Source organism: Cobetia sp. BMC6 (genome assembly GCF_029991385.1).
Classification (GTDB): Bacteria; Pseudomonadota; Gammaproteobacteria; order Pseudomonadales; family Halomonadaceae; genus Cobetia.
This window is the reverse complement of the sequence record NZ_JAKUMF010000002.1, coordinates 251902-275785: the sequence shown is the minus strand read 5'-3', so window position 1 is coordinate 275785 and position 23884 is coordinate 251902. Positions and strand designations below refer to the sequence as shown.

At 64.2% G+C, this 23884-nt stretch carries 21 protein-coding genes; 6 read left to right on the top strand and 15 right to left on the bottom strand.

What is annotated here, in order from left to right; all coding sequences use genetic code 11:
- Positions 1 to 195: 195 nt before the first annotated feature.
- The 9 genes from MKZ40_RS05420 to MKZ40_RS05380 form a co-directional block, all read right to left on the bottom strand.
- Positions 196 to 1398 carry a D-alanyl-D-alanine carboxypeptidase family protein gene (locus MKZ40_RS05420; RefSeq protein WP_254626941.1) on the bottom strand — a complete coding sequence of 401 codons (1203 nt, stop codon included), beginning with the start codon at positions 1396 to 1398 and terminating at the stop codon, positions 196 to 198.
- A gap of 102 nt (positions 1399 to 1500) precedes the next feature.
- Entirely contained in the window at positions 1501 to 2532 is a 1032-nt protein-coding gene (locus MKZ40_RS05415) for a septal ring lytic transglycosylase RlpA family protein (RefSeq protein ID WP_175088238.1), read from the bottom strand.
- Positions 2529 to 3572: a lytic murein transglycosylase B gene (gene mltB / locus MKZ40_RS05410; RefSeq protein WP_175088239.1), complete on the bottom strand. Its 1044-nt coding sequence runs from the start codon at positions 3570 to 3572 to the stop codon at positions 2529 to 2531. Before mltB ends, MKZ40_RS05415 begins: the two co-directional genes overlap by 4 nt.
- A gap of 71 nt (positions 3573 to 3643) precedes the next feature.
- Positions 3644 to 4792, bottom strand: coding sequence for a rod shape-determining protein RodA (gene rodA, locus MKZ40_RS05405; protein ID WP_175088240.1), 1149 nt, complete (start codon positions 4790 to 4792; stop codon positions 3644 to 3646).
- Positions 4782 to 6728, bottom strand: a complete 1947-nt coding sequence (gene mrdA / locus MKZ40_RS05400) for a penicillin-binding protein 2 (RefSeq protein WP_175088241.1) — start codon at positions 6726 to 6728, stop codon at positions 4782 to 4784. Before mrdA ends, rodA begins: the two co-directional genes overlap by 11 nt.
- Before the next feature lie 42 nt (positions 6729 to 6770).
- A complete protein-coding gene (rlmH, locus tag MKZ40_RS05395; RefSeq protein ID WP_175088242.1) occupies positions 6771 to 7238 on the bottom strand; it encodes a 23S rRNA (pseudouridine(1915)-N(3))-methyltransferase RlmH in 468 nt (155 codons plus the stop codon).
- Positions 7239 to 7383: 145 nt separating this feature from the next.
- Positions 7384 to 7743, bottom strand: a complete 360-nt coding sequence (rsfS, locus tag MKZ40_RS05390; protein ID WP_043331961.1) for a ribosome silencing factor — start codon at positions 7741 to 7743, stop codon at positions 7384 to 7386.
- Between the two features lie 196 nt (positions 7744 to 7939).
- Positions 7940 to 8575 carry a nicotinate-nucleotide adenylyltransferase gene (gene nadD / locus MKZ40_RS05385; protein ID WP_175088380.1) on the bottom strand — a complete coding sequence of 212 codons (636 nt, stop codon included), beginning with the start codon at positions 8573 to 8575 and terminating at the stop codon, positions 7940 to 7942.
- 239 nt (positions 8576 to 8814) lie between these two features.
- Complete coding sequence (locus tag MKZ40_RS05380; protein ID WP_175088243.1) at positions 8815 to 10098, bottom strand: glutamate-5-semialdehyde dehydrogenase; 1284 nt, start codon at positions 10096 to 10098, stop codon at positions 8815 to 8817.
- A gap of 297 nt (positions 10099 to 10395) precedes the next feature.
- On the opposite strand from MKZ40_RS05380, the gene MKZ40_RS05375 reads away from it, so the two are divergent.
- From MKZ40_RS05375 to MKZ40_RS05360, 4 genes are all read left to right on the top strand, one after another.
- Positions 10396 to 11406, top strand: coding sequence for a hypothetical protein (locus MKZ40_RS05375; RefSeq protein WP_175088244.1), 1011 nt, complete (start codon positions 10396 to 10398; stop codon positions 11404 to 11406).
- Between the two features lie 6 nt (positions 11407 to 11412).
- On the top strand, positions 11413 to 12372 hold the full coding sequence (locus MKZ40_RS05370; protein ID WP_175088245.1) for a diguanylate cyclase: 960 nt from the start codon (positions 11413 to 11415) through the stop codon (positions 12370 to 12372).
- Positions 12369 to 13841: a bifunctional DedA family/phosphatase PAP2 family protein gene (locus MKZ40_RS05365; RefSeq protein ID WP_254626942.1), complete on the top strand. Its 1473-nt coding sequence runs from the start codon at positions 12369 to 12371 to the stop codon at positions 13839 to 13841. Before MKZ40_RS05370 ends, MKZ40_RS05365 begins: the two co-directional genes overlap by 4 nt.
- 122 nt (positions 13842 to 13963) lie before the next feature.
- Positions 13964 to 14842 carry a DMT family transporter gene (locus MKZ40_RS05360; RefSeq protein WP_175088246.1) on the top strand — a complete coding sequence of 293 codons (879 nt, stop codon included), beginning with the start codon at positions 13964 to 13966 and terminating at the stop codon, positions 14840 to 14842.
- A 141-nt stretch (positions 14843 to 14983) separates the two neighbouring features.
- On the opposite strand, the gene MKZ40_RS05355 is transcribed toward MKZ40_RS05360, so the two are convergent.
- From MKZ40_RS05355 to mpl, 3 genes are all read right to left on the bottom strand, one after another.
- Complete coding sequence (locus tag MKZ40_RS05355; RefSeq protein WP_175088247.1) at positions 14984 to 15613, bottom strand: LysE family translocator; 630 nt, start codon at positions 15611 to 15613, stop codon at positions 14984 to 14986.
- 85 nt (positions 15614 to 15698) lie between these two features.
- The gene (locus MKZ40_RS05350; RefSeq protein WP_175088248.1) at positions 15699 to 16352 is read right to left on the bottom strand and encodes a flavin prenyltransferase UbiX; all 654 of its coding nucleotides are present in this window, start codon (positions 16350 to 16352) and stop codon (positions 15699 to 15701) included.
- Entirely contained in the window at positions 16349 to 17791 is a 1443-nt protein-coding gene (gene mpl, locus MKZ40_RS05345) for a UDP-N-acetylmuramate:L-alanyl-gamma-D-glutamyl-meso-diaminopimelate ligase (protein WP_175088249.1), read from the bottom strand. The genes MKZ40_RS05350 and mpl overlap by 4 nt, the downstream gene beginning before the upstream one ends.
- 194 nt (positions 17792 to 17985) lie before the next feature.
- Between mpl and MKZ40_RS05340 the strand changes: the two genes are divergently transcribed.
- Positions 17986 to 19248, top strand: a complete 1263-nt coding sequence (locus tag MKZ40_RS05340; RefSeq protein WP_175088250.1) for a 6-phosphofructokinase — start codon at positions 17986 to 17988, stop codon at positions 19246 to 19248.
- A gap of 105 nt (positions 19249 to 19353) precedes the next feature.
- Here the strand turns inward: MKZ40_RS05340 and MKZ40_RS05335 are convergent, their stop codons facing one another.
- The gene (locus tag MKZ40_RS05335; protein WP_175088251.1) at positions 19354 to 20010 is read right to left on the bottom strand and encodes an NAD-dependent epimerase/dehydratase family protein; all 657 of its coding nucleotides are present in this window, start codon (positions 20008 to 20010) and stop codon (positions 19354 to 19356) included.
- A 47-nt stretch (positions 20011 to 20057) separates the two neighbouring features.
- The gene (locus MKZ40_RS05330; protein WP_175088252.1) at positions 20058 to 21785 is read right to left on the bottom strand and encodes a bifunctional protein-serine/threonine kinase/phosphatase; all 1728 of its coding nucleotides are present in this window, start codon (positions 21783 to 21785) and stop codon (positions 20058 to 20060) included.
- A gap of 266 nt (positions 21786 to 22051) precedes the next feature.
- Between MKZ40_RS05330 and ppa the strand changes: the two genes are divergently transcribed.
- The gene (ppa, locus tag MKZ40_RS05325; protein ID WP_043331979.1) at positions 22052 to 22582 is read left to right on the top strand and encodes an inorganic diphosphatase; all 531 of its coding nucleotides are present in this window, start codon (positions 22052 to 22054) and stop codon (positions 22580 to 22582) included.
- Between the two features lie 135 nt (positions 22583 to 22717).
- Here ppa and MKZ40_RS05320 read toward each other — a convergent pair whose 3' ends face one another.
- The gene (locus tag MKZ40_RS05320; RefSeq protein ID WP_175088253.1) at positions 22718 to 23821 is read right to left on the bottom strand and encodes a DUF2333 family protein; all 1104 of its coding nucleotides are present in this window, start codon (positions 23819 to 23821) and stop codon (positions 22718 to 22720) included.
- Positions 23822 to 23884 lie beyond the last annotated feature (63 nt).

Genomic DNA, 23884 nt, shown 5'->3' with positions numbered 1-23884 from the left:
GGGGATAGCCCTTCAGGTAACTCTATTTCCGACCATTCTACTCAACAAAGGGCGATCCGTCAGCCGGATCGCCCTTTGTTGAGTACACGACCGCGATATTCAGGGGCGCGCGCCTGGCACCGCCAGCACGCGCGCCCCACTGCCATCACTGAATCATGCCTTCGGCTGCGTCACGTCACACAGCCAAGAACTGACTCAGTTGAACAGGCCGTGGAAGAACAGCATCAGGGCATCCCACAGACGCTTGAACAGGCCGCCCTGCTCCACCGGTTCCAGTGCGACCAGCGGTTCTTCGGCCAGCACCTTGTCGTCCAGCTTGATCTGCAGGGTACCGTACTGCTCGCCGGCCTGGACCGGAGCCTTGATGGTGTCCTTGAGATCAAGACGCGCGGTCAGCTTGTCAGCCTGGCCACTCGGTACGGTCAGGAAGACGTCCTGAGCCATGCCCAGACGCACCTGGTCCTTCTCGCCACCCCAGACACGCGCCTGATTGAGCACCGCGCCCTTGTCATAGAGCTTCTTGCTCTCGAAGTAGCGGAAGCCATAGGTCAGAAGCTTCTGGGATTCCTGCGCACGCGCCTCTTCGGACTTGGTGCCCATCACGACACTGATCAGGCGAGTATCTTCCTTCCTGGCGGATGCCACCAGGCAGTAGCCGGCTTCTTCGGTGTGGCCGGTCTTCAGGCCATCGACATCCTTGTCACGCCACAGCAGCTTGTTGCGGTTCGGCTGCTTGATACCATTCCAGGTGAAGTACTTCTGGGAGTAGATCTCGTAGTGATCCGGGTAGTCCTTGATGATGCGGCGCGCCAGAATCGCCAGGTCGTGGGCCGTGGAGTAATGCTCCGCGTGCGGAAGGCCAGTGGCGTTCATGTAGTGGGTGTTCTTCATGCCCAGACGCTTGGCGTGCTGGTTCATCAGGTCGGCGAAGGAACCTTCGCTGCCGCCGATGCGCTCGGCCAGCGCGACGCTGGCGTCGTTGCCGGACTGGATGATGACACCGTGAAGCAGGTCATCGACGGTAACGCTGGTGCCTTCGCGGATGAACATGCGCGAGCCGCCCGTCTTCCAGGCATTGACGCTGATGCGGACCTTCTCGTCCGGGCTCAGCTTGCCGTCGTCCATCTCGCTCTCGACCAGGTAGGCCGTCATCATCTTGGTCAGGCTGGCCGGCGGCAGGCGCTTGTCGGCGTTGTGCTCGACCAGGATGCGCCCGGAATTGGCGTCCATCAGGATCCAGGAAGACGCCGCCAGCTGCGGCGCCGCCGGAATCAGGGTATCCGTCTCGATGGCATGGGCCGGGGTGGCGGCAACGCCTGCGAACAGCGCAATGCCGCTGGCCGCCATCAGCGCGGAGAATCGACGCCGAAGAGGAAGAAGTCGGGCTTTCAGGGACATGTTGGAATCTCTTTGACACTCATGCATAAGCCGAGGCTTGCGCCTCGGCCATGTTGCGCCTCTTCACGAAGCGCATGATGGATGAAAACGGGCCTGCGGCCCTTATCGCTCTGCCGTGACGCTGAAGGCCCCGGCATAGCCAGCATCGGCCAGCGCCGACTTGAGCGATTCAATACGGACACTGTCTTCCAGCGGACCGACCTGAACCTTGTAGAGGTCGCCGCTACCCAGCACGCGAGTCGGTCGCCCCAGACGGGAGCTGACACTGGCACGAATGCTGTCGGCCTTGCTCAGATCACTGACCGCCGCGACCTGCAGGAAGGTGGCTTCCCCGCTCGCCACTGAGGGCGTGCTGCTCGGCGCAGCAGAGGCTACCACGGGCTTGGCGGCAACGCTCGAGCCGGAAGCGCTCGAGGCCACGGAACCGCCGGTTGCCTCCATCGCGTCAAGTCCGGCAATGCCCTGTTCGCGGCGTACCGCCTGGCTGCGCGCCAGCAGACGCTCGGACTCTGCCGTGCCCTGGGTCGGGCTCGGGCCCGGCTTCCAGGTCGTGGCATCGAGGGTCTCGACACGCACGTGCCCAGTGCCATGACCCAGCATGTCCAGGCGCCACGCCGCGCTGTAGGACAGATCGATCAGACGATCTTCATGGAAGGGGCCACGGTCGTTGACCTTGACGATGACCTGCTTGCCGTTGTCCAGATTGGTGACACGCGCATAGGTCGGCAATGGCAGCGACTTGTGAGCCGCCGTCATGGTGTACATGTCATAGATCTCGCCACTGGCGGTGGCGTAGCCATGAAACTTCTTGCCATACCAGGAAGCAGTGCCCTCGGCCACGTAACCGCGCGGGTCATCCATCACGCGATAGGTCTTGCCCCATACCTCATACTCGCTGCGATTGCCGCTGCGGGTATAGGGTTCGACACGTGGTACCTCATCGGGCACCGCCGAGACATCCGGCGCATCATCGGGATAGGCATCGCTGTCCAACTCGTAGCGGCTGTTCTTGCCCGCCTTCTTGCCGGTGCTCGCCGAGGCACCATCACTGACCTGGGTGCCGCCCCCACTGCTGGCACAGCCAGCCAGCAGGGCAAGCGCGAGGGTCAGCGGTAGCGCGCGTGACCAGCTCATCCCGCACCTCCGTCCTCGAGACGACGCTTGATCGCACGGGAGAGCTCATCCACGGCCATCGCGTACATGTGACTGTGGTTGTAGCGCGTGATGACGTAGAAGTTGTCGTAGCCGACGGCGTAGCGGTAGCCCTGTCTCAGATCCAGCGCCAACGGGATCACCTGGGTATTGCCGGCCACGTCGTCTGCCACCTGGACGCCGGCCGCCTCGAGCGCGGAAACGCTCATGTACGGCTTTTTCGTCTTGTTGAAGGTGACGGAGGACGGTGGCGTCCCGGGGCCGTCCGCGGCGCTGACCACCGGCGCACCGGCCTTCCAGCCATGACGCGCGAAGTAGTTGCCGACGCTGCCGATGGCATCGACCGGGTTATGCCACAGATCACGCACGCCATCGCCATCGAAATCGACCGCATAGGCCTGATAGCTGGTCGGGATGAACTGCGGATAGCCCATCGCACCAGCGTAGGAGCCCTTGATGGAGAGCGGGTCGATGCCCTGCTCTATCGTCAGCTGCAGGAAGGCTGCCAGCTCGCCACGGAAGAACTTGCCGCGACGCGGGTGATCGAAGGCCAGCGTGGACAGTGAATCGATCACGCGGTGAGTCCCGGTGTGCTTGCCGAAGAAGGTCTCGACACCGATGATGGCGGCGATGACTTCCGGCGGCACACCATACTCGGCTTGGGCACGATCGAAGGTCTCACGATGCTCGGCGATGAACTTCACACCGGCTTCGATGCGCGATTGCTTCATGAAGATGGCGCGGTACTGGTCCCAGCGCAGATGACCTTCCGCCGGACGCGACATGGCATCCAGCACTTTCTGGCTGTAATCGGCCTGATTCATCAGCTCGGTCACACGATCGCGATCCAGCCCCTTGGCCACCAGCTCGTCGACCAGCCTGGCCGTTTCCGGGTGAGTCGCCGGGGCGAAGCCATCAGGCGCCGCCTTGGCCACGCCTGACATTCCCAGCAGCGGTGCCACCATCACCAGGGCTGCGCCCCAGTGCTTGAGACGTCGCCCACACGCATTGATCACCGTCATCGACTCTCTCCTTGCCTGTCTGCGAGCTTGGGCTCGCGAATGTCCTTGCCACTCGGCAACTGGCCGTCACGTCATCGCGACAATAGGCGCCGGTGGGTATGAATGCTCATGAGAATACCGAAGCCTGCCAGCAAGGTCACGCTGGAGGTCCCACCATAACTGACCAGCGGCAACGGGACGCCAACGACCGGCAAGATACCCGATACCATGCCGATGTTGACGAAGACGTAGACGAAGAACGTCAGGATGATCGCGCCCCCCGTCAGCCGTGCAAAACTGTCCTGGCCATTGTTGGACATCACCAGCCCGCGCAGCACGATCAGCACATAGAGCCCCAGGAAGAAACTCATGCCGATCAGCCCGAACTCCTCCCCGATGACCGCGACGATGAAGTCGGTATGGCGCTCCGGCAGAAACTCGAGCTGGGACTGGGTCCCCAGGGTATAGCCCTTGCCGAAGATGCCGCCCGAGCCGATGGCCGTCTTGGACTGGATGATGTTCCAGCCCGCGCCAAGCGGGTCAGACTCCGGATTGAGGAATGTCAGCACACGGCGGCGTTGATAGTCGTGCATCACCATCCACAGAAGCGGCAATGCCGAGGCGATCAAGGCACCGAAGAAGGCGATCAGCTTCCAGGAAAGCCCCGCCAGCAGGATCACGAATACCCCCGCCGCAGCAACCAGCAACGAGGTGCCGAGGTCCGGCTGGCGCGCGATCAGCAGCACCGGCGCGACGATGATCACGGCGCAGATGACCAGATCTCGCCAGCGTGGAGGCAACGGGCGCTGCCCGAGCCAGCAGGCCACCATCATCGGCATCGCCAGCTTCATCAGCTCAGAGGGCTGAAAACGCACCACCCCTGGGATGACCAGCCAGCGCTGGGCGCCCATGCCGACATCCCCCAGCACCTCCACCGCCACCAGCATCAGGAAGCCAGCGCCATAGGCGACCGGCGCCCAACGGTAAAGCGTCGCGGGTGACAACTGGGCGAGCCCGATCATGATCACCAGCGCCAGCGCCTGGCGTGAGGCCTGGCGCAGCGTGAAATCGATATCCTGACCGCTGGCGCTATAGAGCACGATCAGCCCGCAGCCGAGCACGGCCAACAGCAGCAGCAGCAGCCAGGGGTCGAGGTGGATACGCTCCCATAGACTGGTGCGGCGGCGATGACTGAGATCCCCACCTACACCACGCATCGAGCGCTGATAATCAGTCGGCATCGTTCTCTCCTTGCTCACCCTCGCCCGCCGGTGCCTCCGGCGGTGCCAGAGCGGCAGCCAGCGTGAGCGCCGCCTCACGCGCTTCGGGGTCAATGCGCGGCAACAGCCAGTAATCGGTGACGGCGCGTGCCATCGGACCCGCCACGGAGCTGCCGCCCTGGCCGTTCTCGATCACCACGGAGACGGCTATCTCCGGGTGCTCGACCGGCGCAAAGGCGGCGAACAGGGCGTGGTCACGCAGACGCTCCGCGAGCTCCTTGCCGTTGTATTTCTGGTCCTGCCCGAGGGTGAAGACCTGGGCGGTACCGGACTTGCCGGCCATGCGGTACTTGAGACCGGGCCCGACATACTTGCGCGCCGTGCCTTCTCGCCCGCTGACCACGTCCTCGAGCGCGGCGATGACATCGTCCCACCACGCCGGATTGTCCAGCACCACATCCGGTTTTTCCTCGCTTCTGGGCAGCAATACCGTCTCGTCGCCGATGCGCTTGGCCAGGTGAGGCGTCACGTGCCTGCCGCGATTGGCCAGCACGGCCTCCGCCGAGGCGAGCTGCAACGGTGTGGCAAGCCAGTAGCCCTGACCGATACCGATGGAGATGGTCTCGCCGGGGTACCAGGGCTTGTCGTAGCGATTGCGCTTCCATTCCTTGGACGGCATCAGACCGGGCAGCGCGCCCTGCACGTCCAGCGCCGTCTGCTCACCGAAACCGAACTTGTGCATGTACTCGCTGATGCGGTCGATCCCCAGGCGATAGGCAACGTTGTAGAAGAAGGTGTCATTGGAGACCGCGATGCCACGCCGCATGTTGACGCGCCCATGCCCCCAGCGCAGCCAGTTGCGGTACTTGTGGCTGTCATTGGGCAGCTGGAAATAGCCGGGATCGTAGAAAGAAGTGCTGGTGGTGATGACACCGTTCTCCAGCCCCGCCAGCGACATGAAAGGCTTCACGGTCGAGGCCGGCGGGTACTGGCCGCGAATGGCACGGTTGAACAGCGGCAGGTCGATATCATTCTGCAGCGCGCGATAACTCTTGACGCTGATGCCGGTGACGAACTCATTGGAGTTGAAACCCGGCACGGAGGCCATCGCCAGGATGTCACCCGTCTCGGGCTCGATGGCCACGATGGCACCACGCCGCCCCTTGAGCAGCCGATAGGCGAGATCCTGCAGGCCGCGGTCGATGGTCAGCGTCAGGTCCTTGCCCGGCACCGGGTCGATCCGCGACAGCTCACGCAGCACGCGACCCCGCGCATTGGTTTCCACCTTGCGCAGGCCGGCCTGGCCGTGCAGCTCCTCTTCATAGAAGCGCTCGATACCGGTCTTGCCGATGAAGTGGGTGCCCGAATAGTTGCCCTTGTCGAGAGTCTTGAGCTCGGCCTGATTGATGCGCCCCACGTACCCCAGGGTATGCGACAGCGGCTTGGCGTCCGGGTAGTAGCGCAGCAGCTGCGCCTCGACCTCGACGCCGGGCAGGCGATAGCGATTGACGGCCAGACGCGCTATCTGCTCCTGGCTCAATTCACTCATCAACAGGGCAGGCTGATAGGGACGTTGACGCTGACGCGAGCGTTCCTTGAAGTCTTCGACCTCATCGGGCGGCAGATCGAGAATCTCGACCAGGCGTTCAAGCGTCGTCTCGAGATCACCGGCGCGTTCGCGCACGATGGTGAGATTGTAGTTGGGGCGGTTTTCGGCGAGCAGCTGACCATTGCGGTCATAGATCAAGCCACGCGTAGGCGGCAAGGGCTCGACACGCACGCGGTTCTTGTCCGAGCGCGTCGTATAGATGTCGTGTTCCACGACCTGCAGGAAGAGCAGCCGCGCCAGCAGACATCCGGCCAGCACCAGCACGAGGCCGGCAGCCACGATGCTGCGAAGGCGAAAGATCCGCACTTCCTGTTGAGGATTCTTTATCGTCGCCCGGCGTTGGCGCATGGCGGGTCTCGCAACCAGTGTCGTGTCGCAAGCGGCAGGCGCTTACCGGTGATAGGGGTGCCCGACCAGCAATGTCCAGGCGCGGTAAAGCTGTTCCGCCAGCACGATGCGCACCAGAGGGTGCGGCAGCGTCAGTGCCGAGAGCGACCAGCGCTGATCGGCACGTGCCAGCAGACGTGGGTCGAGCCCATCCGGGCCACCGATGAGGATGGCCACGTCTCGCCCTCCCAGCCGCCAATCATCGGCATGCTGGGCAAGCTGCTCGGTGCTCCAAGCCTGACCTAGGACATCAAGGGCGACAACATGTTCATTTCCCTTGAGTTTTTCAAGCATCCGATCGCCTTCACTGGCCATGGCACGGGCGATGTCCGCATTCTTGCCGCGATTGCCGGGCGCCAGTTCGATGAACTCAAGCGAAAAATCCCGCGGCATGCGCTTGAGATATTCCCGGCTACCCTTCTCCACCCAGTCCGGCATCTTCTGCCCGACCGCCAAAACTCGGATCTTCATGTCCTGTCCCGTGCTGTGTCAGAACGACCGGCGAACCCGCAGTCCTTCCATCGGATACTCCCTGCCCGCGACATCGCGACCGGCAAGGACGTAACGCGCGGTTGGCGTGCCCCGACGAGCAACCCGTCGGGTCAGGCTGGCAGGATCAGTGGCTCTGCTCGTACTCTTCACGCGTTTCGCGGGGCAGATCGCTCCACAGACGCTCGAGGTCGTACAGGGCACGGGTTTCGGCCAGCATGACGTGGACGACGACATCGCCCAGATCCAGCAGCACCCAGTCGGAGCCGTTGTCGCCTTCACAGCCCAACGGCTTGACGCCGGCTTCTTTCACGGTGACCTGCACGTTGTTGGCCAGCGCGGAGATATGGCGGCTGGACGTACCGGTCGCGATCACCATCACATCGGTGACGCTGGTCAGCTTGGAGACATTGATCTCGCTGATTTCCTGGGCCTTGAGTTCTTCAAGGGCGTCGACAACCAGGTTTTTAAGAGCTTCGGTCTGCATGATTCCTCGGGAGTTTGTTCGGCAGGGGGCGCATTCTACCCGTTGGCGATGCGCGCGCCTATGGGCATCGTCATTTACTCGCCAAAGGGGCGCCACGCACGGCGATGCGGGATCGCGGCAGTGACGCCCCTCTCATGATGCCACGCTCGCACGCGACAGGACGTTCAGAGCCACAACGCTCAGCTCGATGATGGGCTCAGCTCGATGACGGACAGTAGAGGCCATGCGCCTCGATATGACGGATCACCGCTTCCGGCAGCAGGTAGCGCACGCTGTCACCCAGCGCGAGACGCTCGCGCACGAAGGTGGCGCTGATGGCCATGCGTGTCGGCAGCGACAGGCGCAACAGGTGGCCACCCGGGCGCGCCATCAAGGCCGCCACCGAGTCGACCTCGCGCCCCTGGATCAACGCTTCGAGCGCCCGGGGCAGCGGTGCATCATGGTCCGGCCGCTCGATCACCACCACATGGGCGTCATCGAACAGACGATCGGCGGCATGCCACTCCCCGAGCTTGAGGAAGGCGTCATGGCCGATGGCCATCACCAGCCGCGCCTGCGGGCCGTATTCGGCGCGTAGACTGGCCAGGGTGTCGGCACTGTAGGAAGGCCCATCGCGCAGCAGCTCACGCCCATCGGCCTTGAGGCCTGGCTCTGCCTCTATCGCGGCTTCCAGCATCGCCAGCCGCTGGTCACTGCTGACGCCGGGCGCGGCGCGATGCGGCGGCTGATGCGAAGGCACCAGCAGCACATGGTCCAGCCCCAACGCTTCGCGCAGCTCGATGGCACTGCGCAGATGGCCGTGATGGATGGGATCGAAGGTACCACCGAGCATGGCGACACGCGGTACCGGGCCGAGGCAGCCCTCGAAGCCCGGCTCCGCTGATGCATCAGTCCTTGAGCGCGAGTCATGTGACGACTCGGTGCCGTGATGCACGGCCTCACGCTCCTGCGCGAGACCATCAGCGTTCAAGGGACGCTGGGTGTCCTCCAGCGCCTCGGGCGACAGGGCCTTCTCGTTCGTCAAGGTCTGCTCGGGCGTGACCTGATCATCGGCGGGTGAGACCTGACCCTTCACTGGCGAATCTGCCCATCACCGAACACGATGTACTTGCGGGTCGTCAGGCCCTCAAGCCCGACCGGGCCACGCGCATGCAGCTTGTCGGTGGAGATGCCGATCTCGGCACCCAGGCCATATTCGAAGCCATCGGCGAAGCGGGTGGAGGCGTTGACCATCACCGAGCTGGAATCGACCTCCGCCATGAAGCGGCGCGCCAGCGCATAGTTCTCGGTGATGATGGCCTCGGTGTGCCCGGAGCTGTGACGCTCGATATGCGCCATCGCCTCGTCGACGCCATCCACGACGCGAACCGCCAGAATCGGCGCGAGATATTCGGTATCCCAGTCTTCTGCATTGGCAGCCACGGCCTGCGGCAGCACTTCGCAAGTACGCTCGCAACCGCGAATCTCGACCTCATGTGCCGCCAGACGCTCGGCGATACGCGGCAGGACCTCGGCGGCAACCGGCGCATCGACCAGCAGGGTCTCCATGGTGTTGCAGGTGCCATAGCGATGGGTCTTGGCGTTCTCGGCGATCCGGACCGCCATCGCCAGGTCTGCCGTGGCATCGATATAGACGTGGCAGATGCCATCGAGGTGCTTGATGACTGGCACGCGTGCATCACGCGAGATACGCGAGATGAGGCTCTTGCCACCGCGCGGGATGATCACATCGACGAATTCCGGCATCGCGATCAGCTCGCCGACCGCGGCGCGGTCCGTGGTGGCGACGACCTGCACTGCCGTGGCCGGCAGCTCGGAGAGCACCAACGCCTCGCTGATGATCTCGCTCAACGCACGGTTGCTGGACGCGGCCTCGGAGCCACCGCGCAGAATGCAGGCATTGCCGGACTTCAGGCACAGGCTGGCTGCCTCGATGGTCACATTGGGGCGTGACTCGAAGATGATGCCGATAACGCCCAGCGGCACGCGCATGTGACCGACCTGAATGCCGCTCGGACGCGAGCGCAGGCCATCGACCTCGCCGACCGGGTCCGGCAGCGCCGCGACCTGCTCGAGCCCTTCGATCATGCCGTCGATACGCGCAGGCGTCAGCGCAAGACGATCGACCATCGCCTCCGAGAGCCCATTGGCGCGTGCACGCGTCAGGTCCTCGGCATTGGCCTCTGCCAGTGCCTCGCGACGCTCATCGATCAGACGCGCCATGGTCTGCAGAGCACGATTCTTGATGCCGCTGTCGACGCGACGCATCACGACGCTTGCCGCGCGCGCTGCGTGCCCCAGACGATTCATGTACGCCACGACGTCCGTGGTGTCGTGCTTGCCCTGCTCACTCATGTGCCTAATCTCGCTGGTTGTCAGTGTCCACGCACTCATTCCATCATCGCTCGGGCCCCGCGAGGGCATTCCCCTGAGAAGCCCTGACATGAAGACCTGATGTGAAAGCCTGAGAGGCGTAGACACTTTTGTCACTCGCCGTTTGGGGTATGCTGCCATTATTGCAGACGACGTTGCATGATCGGAGCACCGTCGCATCCTGCAAACGTGCAGGCAATGCCCACGTCATAGACCGTTCGGCCAGGGAATTCGGCCGATTTCGCGCCATCCACGGCAAAGGTGCCAATATAAGTCACCATGGAGATCAAGTTCAAAGTCCGTCTCAGTCAGTTCGTCTGTCTGCTCGGCTCTGTATTGCTGCTGCTGGAAGCGGCACGACAGATCAGTATCGGCCTGACGCTCACTGCCCTGTTGCTGGCGGTGGGCGGCACGATGTTGCTGGTGGTCTCTCTCGCCCACGAGCTGTTCACCCTGCGCTGGTTCCGTACGCTGGTGATGCTCAACGTCGCGCTGATCATGAGTGCACTGGTGCTGCTGGCCCCGCAACAGCACCTGATGTGGCTGTGGGGCTTTGCCGTCCTGCTGCTTTATCCGCGCCCACGCTGGCTGGCACCGGCCTGCACACTGATCGGGCTGGTCACCACCTGGCTGGCGCTCAGCCAGCTGGGCAGCGACTGGCTGAGCCTGGGCATCGGTATCACCGCGACCCTGATGGCGCTCGGTGCCATCGGTGGGCGACGCCAGCAGCAGGTCTGGATGCAGCTGGAGCGTCGTGGTCGGCGTGATTCCAGCCGCGCGATCTGGTCACAGTACCAGCTGATGCGAGACCTGCCGCGGGAAATTGCCCGTGCCGATCGCGAGGAAATCCATATCGAATTGATCCTGCTCGCACCGGTCAAGACCGGCCGCCTGGCCAACCGTCGCCTGATGAATACCCTCGACAGCGCCGCATTGCCGCATGAAACCCGCTACCAGCTCGATGACGGGGCACTGGCCGTCTTGCTGGTCACCCGCGGCGAGCGCATGGCCAGTCTGCGCCGTCGCCAGTTGATCGAGCATCTCGCGATGCCGGTCCGCGCCCGGGTACAGCCTCTCAACGACAGTGATCCCGGCGCGCTGGACCTCAAGCGCCTCAGTGCCCACTTGAGCGATGAACCGCAGCCGATCACCCTGCTGCCGCCTCTGTCTCGCAAGCCTGCCGATGCTGATGCTTTTTCTGACGAAGCCCGGTCAGACGACGGACAAGACACCCTGAAACAGGCCAGCGCGGCAGACAGGGTCGCCGTAGCACCATCGCGGGGGGAATGATCACTGATGTCTCCTCTACACAGTCTGGCGCATAGCGAGCGTCGGGAACTCGCCAATCGCAAGACACTGATCATGCTGCTGGCCGCCGCGGTGATCGCCACCTACGCCCTGTGGCGCTACCTGGTGGGCGATTTCGAGCATATCCTGACGCCGGTGCTGGCCACCATGCTGATGGCGATTGCCGCCGGCCTCAATCACCTCGATGATGAGCAGCCGCTGCCTTCCTATCTGACGCTGATCGCCAGCTATCTGATGCTGGCACTCGAGGCGCCGGGCACCTATCCGGGCATGTCACTGTGGCTGGGGCTACCCAGCGTGCTGACATTGCTGCTATTGCCCCTGGCGCCGGCAATGTTGCTCAATCTGGTGCTGGCACCGCTGTGGCTATGGCTATTGGGCCAGCAGGAAGACAACTTCGGCGAGATACTGCGCTACCTGTGTCTGCTGCTGGTGGCCAGCCAGCCGTTCGTCATCAACAGCCTGCAGGCGGGTGTCATGAGCCTGACCGCCAGCGAGGAAACCGAGTGCAATGCCTTCAATGCCCGCACCGGCCAGCAGCGACTGATCAGTGAGGCGGCACGTGCGCGGGCGCTGGACCAACCGCTCAGCATTCTGGTCGTCTATCTGCCGCAACTGGACATGCTCGGCGAGCAGTTCGGCGAATACAGGCGCGTCGAATGCCTGGCGATGGCCTGCGACGTGATGCAGGAGGTCTCGCGCCAGGGCGACCTGCTGTGCCGCAGCGACAAGTCCTCCTTCTGGCTGATGCTGCCCAATACCGGCGAGGCGGGAGCACTGATCATGCGCGAGCGCCTGACCGCGGCGCTGGCAGCGGCCACACAGCCGGAAACCGGCTCCATCATTGCCCGCGCGCGCCTGGTGACGTACAAGGCCGATGACACCACCCAGAAACTCGAGCAACGCCTGCTGGCCAGCCAGCTTGCCCTGATGGATCTCAATGAATGAGCGACACCCTTGCGTCACTGCTGCATTGGCTGAACCCCAGTGTGATGATCGATATCCTGATGACCACGCTGAGCGATCACCCGGCAGCCCTTGTCGCCGTCATCGGCCTGGTCTCACTGCTTGAATCTCTCGCCATCATCGGCCTGCTGGTGCCGGGCGTGGTCATTCTCACCGCTGGCGCCTCACTGGCCGGCCACCTCGAACTCTCGCTACCGATATTGCTGGCTGTCGGTGCGCTGGGCGCCATCATCGGCGATGGCGTGAGCTTCTGGCTGGGCATCCGCTATCGCGATCAACTGCCCGGCCGCTGGCCCTTCTCGCGCCATCCCGAGTGGATCGAGCATGGTCAGCAGTTCTTTCATCGACACGGCAGCTGGTCGATCGCCTTCGGACGCTTCGTCGGCCCGGTGCGCCCGATCATCCCGCTGGTCGCCGGCATGCTCGACATGCCGCCGGCGCGCTTCTTCCTGGTCAATGGCCTCTCGGCACTGGCCTGGGCACCGGCCTACCTGCTGCCGGGCTATCTGCTGGGCCAGACCTGGCAGTCACTGTTCACCTTGCCGGAAGGGGCCGATGGCCTGCTGGTCGGCCTGGCCAGCGGACTGATCGCCTGTGCCTTCGCCTTCTCCTTCCTGCGCCGCCAGCTGGGCCGTGAGGGCCGCCTCTATCATTGGCTGGCGCGTCGCATGCGTCGCAGCCCTTCCGGGCGGCGTCTGTGGTGGCAGCTGCGTCACCCCGACCCCGAGGGCGAATTCCCGCTCGCCTCGATGGCACTGCTGATCTTCGCGGTGATCAGCGTGCCCGCCATGAGTCTGGCGGTGCTGGCCCATCCCGAGCCGTGGTGGATCGACCGCGTGGCAGCCTCACTGGCCGCTAGCCTCTCCTCACTGTTGCCCCAGGACTGGCTGCGCGAGGCAAGCCTCGGGCTGTCTCGCCTCGCAGATGGCACCGGTCTGGCGGCGCTCGTGGCTCCGTGGCTGGTATGGCTGCTGCTCAAGGGTCGCCACGCGGTATGGTTGCATCTGACGGCGGCCTGGCTGGGCATCGCCAGCGCCAATACCGTGCTCAAGCACCTGATCCAGCGCCCGCGTCCGGACACCCCCGCCTTCCTGGAAGGGTCGATGTCATTCCCAAGCGCCCACGCCGCCGGCAGCGTGGCAGTATTCGGATTGGCCGCCGCCTTCATCGCCGAGCGCCAGCCCTCCTCGCGACGCCGCTGGATCTACTGGGCAGCCATCGCCGCCTGTACGCTGGTCGGCCTGTCGCGCATCACGCTTGGCGTCCATTACCTCAGCGATGTGCTGGGCGGCGCCTGCCTGGGTCTGCTGGTCTGTGCGCTGGTGCGCATCAGCTACCCCGCCTTCGTGCGCCAGACCTCGGCACCCCTCGACTCGCCGGCCCCGCTGCTGTGGTTGAGCATGGCGAGCCTGTTGCTGTTGGCGGCACGCTTCGTCTGGCTGCCGCTCTAGGCTGTCGCGATCAGACTGCTGCCACTCAGGCCGTCGCGATACCGTTGCCGTGATAACGATGTAAACCGATGAGCTGCCTGCGATGGCGGCTTTATCACTACCCCCTGATGACGAGGAACCACATGCCCGGCCCTGCTGCCCCTCCCGCCAACCAGCCCCAGGCGCTGATGTCGATTCATCTCGGCATCGCGCTGCTCGGCGGTACGGCGCTGTTCTCGAAAGGCGTGCCTCTCTCGGCGCTCGACATCACCACCTGGCGCAGCCTGCTGGCAGGATTGTTCCTGTTGTGGCTGGCGCGTCTCAAGTGGCATGTCTCGCTGCGCCTGAGCGGACGCGACTGGCTCTTGCTGGGCATCGCCGCCGCGTTGATGGCCGCACACTGGGTGAGCTACTTTCATTCGATGCAGGTGTCTTCCGTAGCCACCGGCATGCTGGCGCTGTTCACCTATCCCATCTTCATCGTGCTGCTGGAGCCCTGGGTGGAAGGCACACGCCTGAAAGCGAAGGACCTGGCGGCAGCGGGGCTGGTCTGTATCGGCGTCTGGCTGCTCGTTCCCGGCGGCGACAGCAGCGCGCAGGGCGACAGCCTGGCGGGAGTGTCATGGGGCGTGTTCTCGGGCCTGTTGTTCGCGGCACGCAATCTACTGGTGCGCTACCGTCTCAGCCATCTCAATCCGGTACTGTCGATGAGCCTGCAGGCGCTGGGGGTCGTGGTGCTGACACTGCCGTTCGTCTCCAGTGAGATCATGGATGCCAGCCCCTCGACGGGGATCGCCATGCTGGTGCTGGCCATCGTCTTCACGGCTGCGCCGCATGCGCTGATGACCTTCGCCCTCGGTGGACTCAAGGCCAAGACCGTCGGCATGATCGGCTGCCTGCAACCCGTCTACGGCGTATTGCTTGCGTGGTTGATTCTTGGCGAGGTGCCCACCTGGCTGACACTGGTCGGCGGCAGCTTCATCGTGGCGGCGGCAGCACTTGAGACCCTGCGTCGCAGCTGAATCAGCGTCGCAGCTGAACCGAAGTCACAGCTGACTCGAAGTGGCTGCTGAATCAACGGCGCCCCTGGACACACCAAGGCCCGCCATTGGCGGGCCTTGGTGTGTTCACAAGATGAAATTCTTCGCTCGGTCATGCCGACATCAACCGGTCGCGAGCCAGACTCCCACGCCGATCATCAGCGTGCCCGCCACGCGGTTCATCAGGCGCACACGCGAGCCACGCCCCAGCCAACGCGCCAGGCTGCTGCCACCGCCGGCATAGAGCAGCAGGCAGGTGAATTCCAGCGTCAGGATGATGCCGACCAGCGCGATCAGCTGCGGCGCCAGCGGCAGGCTGGCATCCAGAAACGGCGGCAACAGCGCAATGAAGAACGCCCATCCCTTGGGATTGGCGATCGCGGTGACGAAGCCCTGTGCCGCCAGCGCGCGGCGCGAGGCGCGCGGTGCCTCCGCACCCTCCCCAGCTACCCCCAGGGCCAGGCGGCCACGCGAGCGCCACATCTGGATCCCCAGCCAGGCCAGGTAAGCACCACCCGCCAGCTTGAAGGCCGAGAACACCATCGGATAGCGCAGCATGATGGTCGCGACGCCGATCACCGCCGACACCGCCACCAACCCGACACCCAGCAGCTCGCCCATCATCATCCACAGCGTGCGCTTGACGCCCTGGGTCATTCCCAGGGTCATCGCCAGCGTCATGCACATGCCCGGCGTCAGCGAGACCAGAAAGAACGTCGGCACGAACACCGACAACAATGACCAATTCAGCATTCCCTGCTCTCCTTGCTCAGCCTGATGCAGTGCCAGAGGGATGCCTCTGACAAGCTCTCACTCGGACGGATCGACTGACCGCCCTTCAATCGCCGCTGACATGCCCCTCGCCCCAGCGCGGTATCAGCGCATGCGAGATCCCCAGCTGGTTGAGAATGCGTGCGACGATGAAATCGATCATGTCATCGAGGGTCTGCGGGCGATGATAGAAGCCGGGTGCGGCGGGCAGGATGACGGCGCCCATGCGCGTCAGACTCAGCATGTGTTCGAGATGGATGGCCGAGAACGGCGTCTCGCGCGGCACCAGAATCAGCGTGCGGCGTTCCTTGAGGGCCACGTCGGCCGCGCGTTCGATCAGGTTGTTGCTGGCCCCGGTCGCGATCGCGGACAGTGAGCCCGTGGAACACGGGCACACCACCATGGCGCTCGGCGCGCCGGAACCGGAGGCCACCGGGGCCATCCAGTCCTCGCGCCCGAAGCAGCGAATCTGGCCGGGCCTGGCGGCGTAGCGCTGCGTGAGCACCTCGGTGAGACGCGCCGGACGCGCCGGCAGCTCCTCATCGGTCTCGGTGGCGATCACCATGTGCGCCGCCTTGGAGACCATCACCATCACTTCATGACCGGCCGCGACCAGGCACTCGATCAGGCGCAGGCCGTACTGGGCGCCGGAGGCCCCGGTCAGCGCGACGGTGACCGCCGACTTGAACTCGCCCTCCGGGGCTGTCGCTTGCGCTTTCATGCTTCACCTTCGCGTGCTGCCAGCGCCGCAAGAAGGCGCTCGTGGATACCGCCGAAGCCGCCATTGGACATCACGACCACCCAATCGCCGGCGCGGGATTGATTGGCGATCTTCGCGATCAGGGCGTCGAGGTCCTGCTCGACCTCCGCCTCCACGCCGAGCGCACGGCACTCGCTGACCGTCTCCTCCAACGACCAGCCGAGGCTGGGGCCCGCGAACCAGCTGACGCGATCTGCCGCGGTCACTGAAGCCGGCAGACGCGCCTTCATGGTGCCGAGCTTCATGGTGTTGGAGCGCGGTTCGATCACCGCCCACAGGCGACCGCCCTGCCCTTCGGCCGCAACGCCGGGCGCCAGGCCCTCGAGCGTGGTGGCGATGGCGGTCGGATGGTGCGCAAAGTCATCGATGACCTTGACGCCTGCCACCTCACCGCGCAGCTCCTGCCGACGCCTGGGCGGCGCGAAACGCGCGAGCGCCTCCAGTGTCACCGCAAGACTCACGCCGCATTCGACGGCCGCGGCCACGGCGGCGCAGGCATTGGCCACGTTGTGGCGTCCGCGCATCGCCCACTGGCACTCGACGAAGCGGTCCGCCTCGCCTGCGTCACCAGACGGCGGTGCCAGCGCGAAGTGGCTGCCGTCGGCACTGATCAGGCGATAGCGCCAGTCGCCACCGGCATTCTCGATACCGCTCTCAGCGCCGAAGCGCGTCACCGGCGTCCAGCAGCCTTGATCCAGCACGCGCTCCAGTGCCTGGGCACCGGCGACGGCGTCCGCCGCGACCACCAGCTTGCCGCCAGCCGGCACGGTGCGCACCAGGTGGTGGAACTGGCGCTCGATGGCGGCGAGATCCGGGAAGATGTCGGCGTGATCGAACTCGAGATTGTTGAGCACGGCAATGCGCGGCCGGTAATGCACGAACTTGGAACGCTTGTCGAAGAAGGCCGTGTCGTATTCATCGGCCTCGACCACAAAGGGCGCTTGAGGATCGCCGATACGCGCGGAATCGCCCAACTGTGGCGGCACGCCACCGATCAGATAGCCCGGTGCGAGGCCCGCACATTCGAGAATCCAGGCGGTCATGGTCGCGGTGGTGGTCTTGCCGTGGGTGCCGGCGATGGCGATCACCGGGCGGCCGGTCAGCACCTCGTCACACAGCCATTGCGGGCCGGAGGTATAGGCCAGCCCGCGCTCGAGCAGCGCCTCGACTTCGGGGTTGCCGCGCGAGACGGCATTGCCGACCACCGTGAGGTCAGGCGCGGGGACGAGATTGTCGGCCGCATAGCCTTCCATCAGGGTGATACCGGCCTCGGCCAGCTGTGTGCTCATGGGCGGATAGACGTTGGCATCGCTCCCCGTGACGCGATGACCGCGCGCGCGCGCCAGAAGCGCCAGAGAGCCCATGAAGGTACCGCAAATACCGATGACGTGAAGGTGCATCTGTTTCTCCAATCCGGAAGCCCGAGCAGCCTAGCATGCCCGTCAGGCGGCGAGTAGCACGCGACCTGTCAGGGATGGACGACACCCCCGGTGGCATTCGGGCGTCGTGCAGGGGTCATGTCTTTCGGATATGATGCGGCGGGTAAGCGCCAGCCCGTTCAAGACCATGACAAGGAAGCAGAGACGAGAAGCCCATGCCCCAGCACAATGCCTTCTACGCCCAGTCCGGTGGCGTTACCGCCGTCATCAACGCCAGTGCCTGTGGCGTCATTGAAGCCGCTCGTGAAAACGGCGACCAGATCGGCAAGCTGTATGCCGGTCACAACGGCATCATCGGTGCCCTGACCGAAGACCTGATCGACGTCAGCCAGGAAAGCGACGAGAACATCGCCGCGCTGCGCCACACGCCGGGCGGTGCCTTCGGCTCCTGCCGCTACAAGCTCAAGAGCATCGAGGACCACCGTACCCAGTACGAGCGTCTGATCGAGGTGTTCAAGGCCCACGACATCCGTTACTTCTTCTACAACGGTGGCGGCGACAGCGCCGATACCTGCCTGAAGGTCTCCCAGCTGGCCGAGACCATGGGCTACCCGATCCAGGCCATCCACGTGCCGAAGACCGTGGACAACGACCTGCCGATCACCGACAACTCGCCGGGCTTCGGCAGCGTGGCCAAGTACATCGCCACCTCCACCCGCGAGGCCGGCCTCGACATCGCCTCCATGTGCGCCACCTCCACCAAGGTGTTCATTCTGGAAGTCATGGGCCGTCACGCCGGCTGGATCGCCGCTGCCGGCGCCCTGGCCGGTGAAGATGCCACCCAGCCGCCGCACATCGTCGTCTTCCCGGAAGTCGCCTTCCACCGCAAGGAATTCATGGCGCGCGTCGATGCCTGCGTCAAGGAACACGGCTATTGCGTGGTGGTGGTCTCCGAAGGTGCGCGTTACGAAGATGGCACCTTCCTGGCCGATGCCGGCAACACCGACGCCTTCGGCCACCGCCAGCTGGGCGGCGTCGCGCCGACACTGGCCGGCATGGTCAAGCAGGACCTGGGCTACAAGTACCACTGGGCGGTGGCCGATTACCTGCAGCGCGCAGCGCGTCACATCGCCTCGAAGACCGACGTCGAGCAGGCCTACGCCACGGGTCGTGCCGCCGTCGAGATGGCCCTGGCCGGCAAGAACGCCGTGATGCCGGCGATCCGTCGCCTCGGCGATGGCGCTGACTACGCCTGGGATATCATCGAGGCGCCGCTGGAGAAGATCGCCAACCATGAGAAGTTCATGCCGCTGGAATTCATCAGCGAAGATGGCTTCTACATCACCGACGCCTGCCGCGAATATCTATCGCCGCTGATCCAGGGCGAGGACTTCCCGCCGTTCATCAATGGCCTGCCGGCGGTCGCCAGGCTCACGCTGGCCAAGGTCGAGAAGAAGCTGACACCGTTCACGGTCTGATCGCCTGGCGTTGACGCGTCTGAGCGATCCGTCGCTGACAGTGAAGCGAGTGTAAAAAAGCCCCGCACAGGCGACTGTGCGGGGCTTTTTGATGACTGTCAGTTGTCATGCGGGGGAACGGGGGAACACCTCCTCCAGCCGGTACACCGCATGCGCCTGCTGCTGACGCTGGCTGACCTCGACCATACGCGCCGCTACCTGAGCGCCACGGATCGGCCGGTAGCGCTGCAAGCCCGGCAAGCGGGTAAGCGCCGGCAACAGATGGCGCGCCAACGTCTCGCCCAGACGGAACTCGCTGCGCTCCCCCACCAGCAATGACGGCTGGAAGACACTGATACGCGCAAAGGGCAGCGCCTTGATGGCCACTTCCAGCTCGCCCTTCATCCTGAGATAGCCATTGCGGCTCGCGTGATTGGCGCCGCTGGAGGAGACCAGCAGGTAGTGCGCCACTCCCTGGGCGGCCGCCAGCCGAGCGGCACTCAGTTGATGATCGATGTCGACACGCCGCTGCGCCTCGAGCGACCCCGCCTGCTTGAGCGTGGTGCCCAGGCACGAGAACAGCAGATCCGCCTGGAAACAGTGGGCCCAGTCTTCCAGTCGCGCGAAGTCGACCACATGGTTCTCGACCTTGTCAGAGTCGCAAGGCACCGGCCGGCGCGTCAGCGTGACGACTCTGGCGATGGCCTCGCACGCGATGAGTTCAGTCACCACCTCGTGCCCGACCACGCCGGTCGCCCCTATCACGATCGCGGTCTGGCCCATGCACCTATTCCTCCCGCCATGGCCTTGCCCCCCATCGGACTCCGCGCTCACTTGAGCAACCAGGACAGCACCAGCAGCAACAACAGGATGCCGGCGACGCCCTGCCAGAAATTGGCCGGTTCACGTATCGCCTCCGAGGGCGTCAGCGCCTTGCCGGGGTCCTGCTGCGGCAGCCGCAGCGCGTAGAGCAGCTCAGACAGACGGCGATAGCGCAGGGTGCGTTGCGGATCCAGGGCGCGCCTGAGGGCATCGTCCAGTATCTGTGGCACCTGGGGATTGCGCATGCGGGCTGGCTGATATTCCAGCAGTTCGAGGTCGGTATGGGTGCGCAGCTGCTCCATCGACTGGGCGTAGGGCTGCATGCCGGTCAGCAACCAGTAGATCACCGAAGCCAGGCCGTATTGATCGCTGCGCCGACTGACATCGGCGCCAAGGGCATATTCCGGCGCGCTGTGCTCGGTCAGGCCGACCTGGCGCGCCAGCGGACCGGCGCTCTCATGGCCATCCCCCTCACGCAGATGGCAGGCGCCGAAATCGACCAGCACCACCTTGCCATGCCGGTCGATCATCACGTTGTCGGGGTGAATCAGCTGGTGCAGCACCTCACGACGATTGAGGGCATGCACGGCCTTGCCAAGCTGACGCGCGATGTCGAGACGCTGCTCGAGATTGGCCTGTGGATGCATGCGTGCCCATTCGGTCAATGTCTGCGCCTCAAGGTGCTCGAGCAGGTAGTAGAGGTGATCACGCGGGCGTGACGGCTCCACCACCTTGACCACGAAGGGCGAGCTGACGCGGTCCACCACCCACTGCTGGAGCAGGAAGTGCTCGAGATAGGCGTTCTTGAGCGACAGTTCCGGGCTGGGCGCCTTCATCACCATCACGCGCCGGCTCTTGAGGTCACGCACCTTGTAGACGCGTACCCGCGCGCTGCGCGACATGACTTCCAGCACTTCCAGACCATCGATGCGGTCGCCCGGCTCCAGCTCACGCGGCACCGGAAGGTCGCCATAGACACGCCCCGGCGTATCGTCAGAGGCAGTCGCCAGGCGGTCAATGCGCACCAGCTGGAAGCAGAACTGGTCAGCCGTGTAGCCACGCTCATCGGCGCGGTCCGCCGCGGCATGGGCCAGGCGCTCACTGGCGGCGTCGAGATCCGAGACGTCATCGCGGATCAGTGACACGAAATCGGAAGGCAGCAGAGTGCCGCGCACCGCCTGGGTGGTGAACAGGAAGATATCACCCTGCTTGAGCGGCAGCTCGATATAGTCGATGTCGAGGCTGACATCCATGCCCAGCGCCCGCGACGGATAACGATAGCCGCCGAGATCGGTGACATGATCACGCGAGATCTGCTCGAATTCGCCGCCACGCAGCCGGAAGACCACCGTGTCACCGGCATGGAACAGATGCGCCGACTGGCCCCGGAAGACGACTGCGGAAATCGAGGTCACGTAACTGCCGCCCCGCACGAAGCGACTCTGGCTGTAACACCAGCTGTTCAATGCCCGCAGCACGCGGGTCGCGGAATACTTGACGCTCCAGTTGTCAGGCGTGGCGAAGTAGTCGGCCAGAAAGCCACGCACGGCAAGGTCGCCGGCCTGCTTGGCAATCGCGTTCTTGCTGGTGGTGTCGGCGATCAGCGCGCAGCCACCCTTGGCCGCCAGCGGGCCGCGCTCCAGCGGTATCTCCAGCGACATCGAGCTGCGATGACGCTTGCGGTCGGGAGCCACGAAGGCCTGACCGTAACTGAGTGAAAGCTCTGCATCCGCCAAGGCGGTCTCCTTGCGTCTCGATCCTGCCGTTACGTTTCATGCATGCGGTGGTGACGCAGCGTCAGCCCGACGCTGATACGTGCAATCGCCGTTGCGCCGCGCTGGGCGGCCCCAAGTGTTACCCGAGTCAGCCTGCAGTGCCACCACTCGTTGGTGCAACGCAAGGCGATCGAGCGTGGCATAATGGCAAAACGGTCTGCCAGTTCGTATAATTCAGCGGAATTTTGACCCGCAGGCCTTCAACCCGCAAACCCAAGGACTCGACAATGAGTTTCGACAAGATCCCCGCTGGCAAGGAATTGCCGAACGACGTCTACGTAGCGATCGAGATTCCGGCCAATCACGCGCCGATCAAGTACGAGATCGACAAGGACATCGATGCGCTCATGGTGGATCGTTTCATGGCCACCCCGATGTTCTACCCGGCCAACTACGGCTACATCCCGAATACCCTGGCCGACGATGGCGATGCCCTCGACGCGCTGGTCGTGACCCCGTATCCGGTCGCACCGGGCAGCGTCATTCGTGCGCGTCCGGTCGGCGTGCTCAACATGAGCGACGAAGCCGGTGAAGACGCCAAGCTGGTCTGCGTCCCGCACCAGAAGCTGACCTCCCTGTACGACGACGTCCAGGAAGTCACTGATCTGCCGGAACTGCTGCGTCAGCAGATCGCGCACTTCTTCGAGAACTACAAGGATCTCGAGAAAGGCAAGTGGGTCAAGATCGATTCCTGGGACGGTGCTGATGCCGCCCGTGCCGCGATCGAGAAGGCAGCCGCTGCCTACCAGAAGGACTGAGTCCTTTCGAAGTGATGCGCGATTCAGGCATCACGATGCGAAAAAGCCCCCGTCATTGACGGGGGCTTTTTTCGTTTCCGGCTCACGCCCGGCACCGGTGAGGAGAACCGTCAGCCGGCATCGGACGTCACGGGATCAGCCCTTCTCGAGCAGACTGCGCAGGTCACTGATCGCGGAGTTGGCACGCGCGACGTAGTTGGCCATCACCAGCGAATGGTTGGCGAAGAAGCCGAAGCCGGAGCCATTGAGGATGATCGGGCTGCCGATGTCGGTCTGGGTCGCTTCCAGCTCACGGATGATCTGGTCGATGGAGGTCAGCGCGTTCTTGTCTTCCAGCACGCCCTGGAAGTCATGACGCACTGCCTTGAGCAGATGGATCAGCGCCCAGGAGGTGCCGCGTGCCTGATAGAAGACATCGTCGATCTCGAGCCACGGCGTCTTGATCTCTTCTTCCGCCTGGGTACTCTTGGCCGAGGTGGCGCTCTTGTCGCCGGCCAGGCTCAGGTTGAGCTGCGACTTGCCGACACTGGCCGACAGGCGCTGGGACAGGGAACCGAGGCGATTCTCGACATCCGACAGCCAGGCCACCAGGTTGTCGGCACGCGCGTAGAACTGGCCGTTGTTCTGGGTGTCATCGCTCAGACGCTTGAGGTAGTCGCCCAGCTCACGGTTGGCGTCAGCATATTCGTGCTCGGCTTCCGGCAGCATCCAGGCATTGGCATCGATGAACAGCAGGGATTCGGCCTTGCCCAGCGCCTTGTCATCGCTGGACTGGGACTGCGAGCGGCTGAATTCCTTGCGCAGCTCACGCGTCATGTCACGCACCTGCACCAGCACGCCATATTCCCAGTTGGGCATGTTGTCGAGCATCAGACCCGGCGGCGCCACATCATTCTTGAGATAACCGCCCGGCTTGTGCAGCAGGGTGTCGTTGAGTGTCATCAGGGTGGCGACGGTCGCGGTGCCTGTCGGCAGGGTCTCGAAAGCCGGTGCCGGCTCTTCGCCCTCGACCTTGGCCACCGGTGCGGCCAGACCATGCACGCGAGCCAGTTCGGTGCGCGTGGCCTGATCGATGTTGAACTCGTCCGGTTCACTGCTCCAGTAGATCCCAAGGCCAACGCAGACCAGCAGGTAAATGACGAACAGCCCGATCAGTGGTTTCCAGATCCAGCCATACTGAGGCGTTTCCAGCACATCGCGATTGGCGCCGCGCTTACTGCCTTTACCGAATAGGGCCATGCGTTCTTCCTTGTATGAAGCCTTGTAGAAAAAGCCGTGTGAGAGACGAGTCAGACCTGCCTG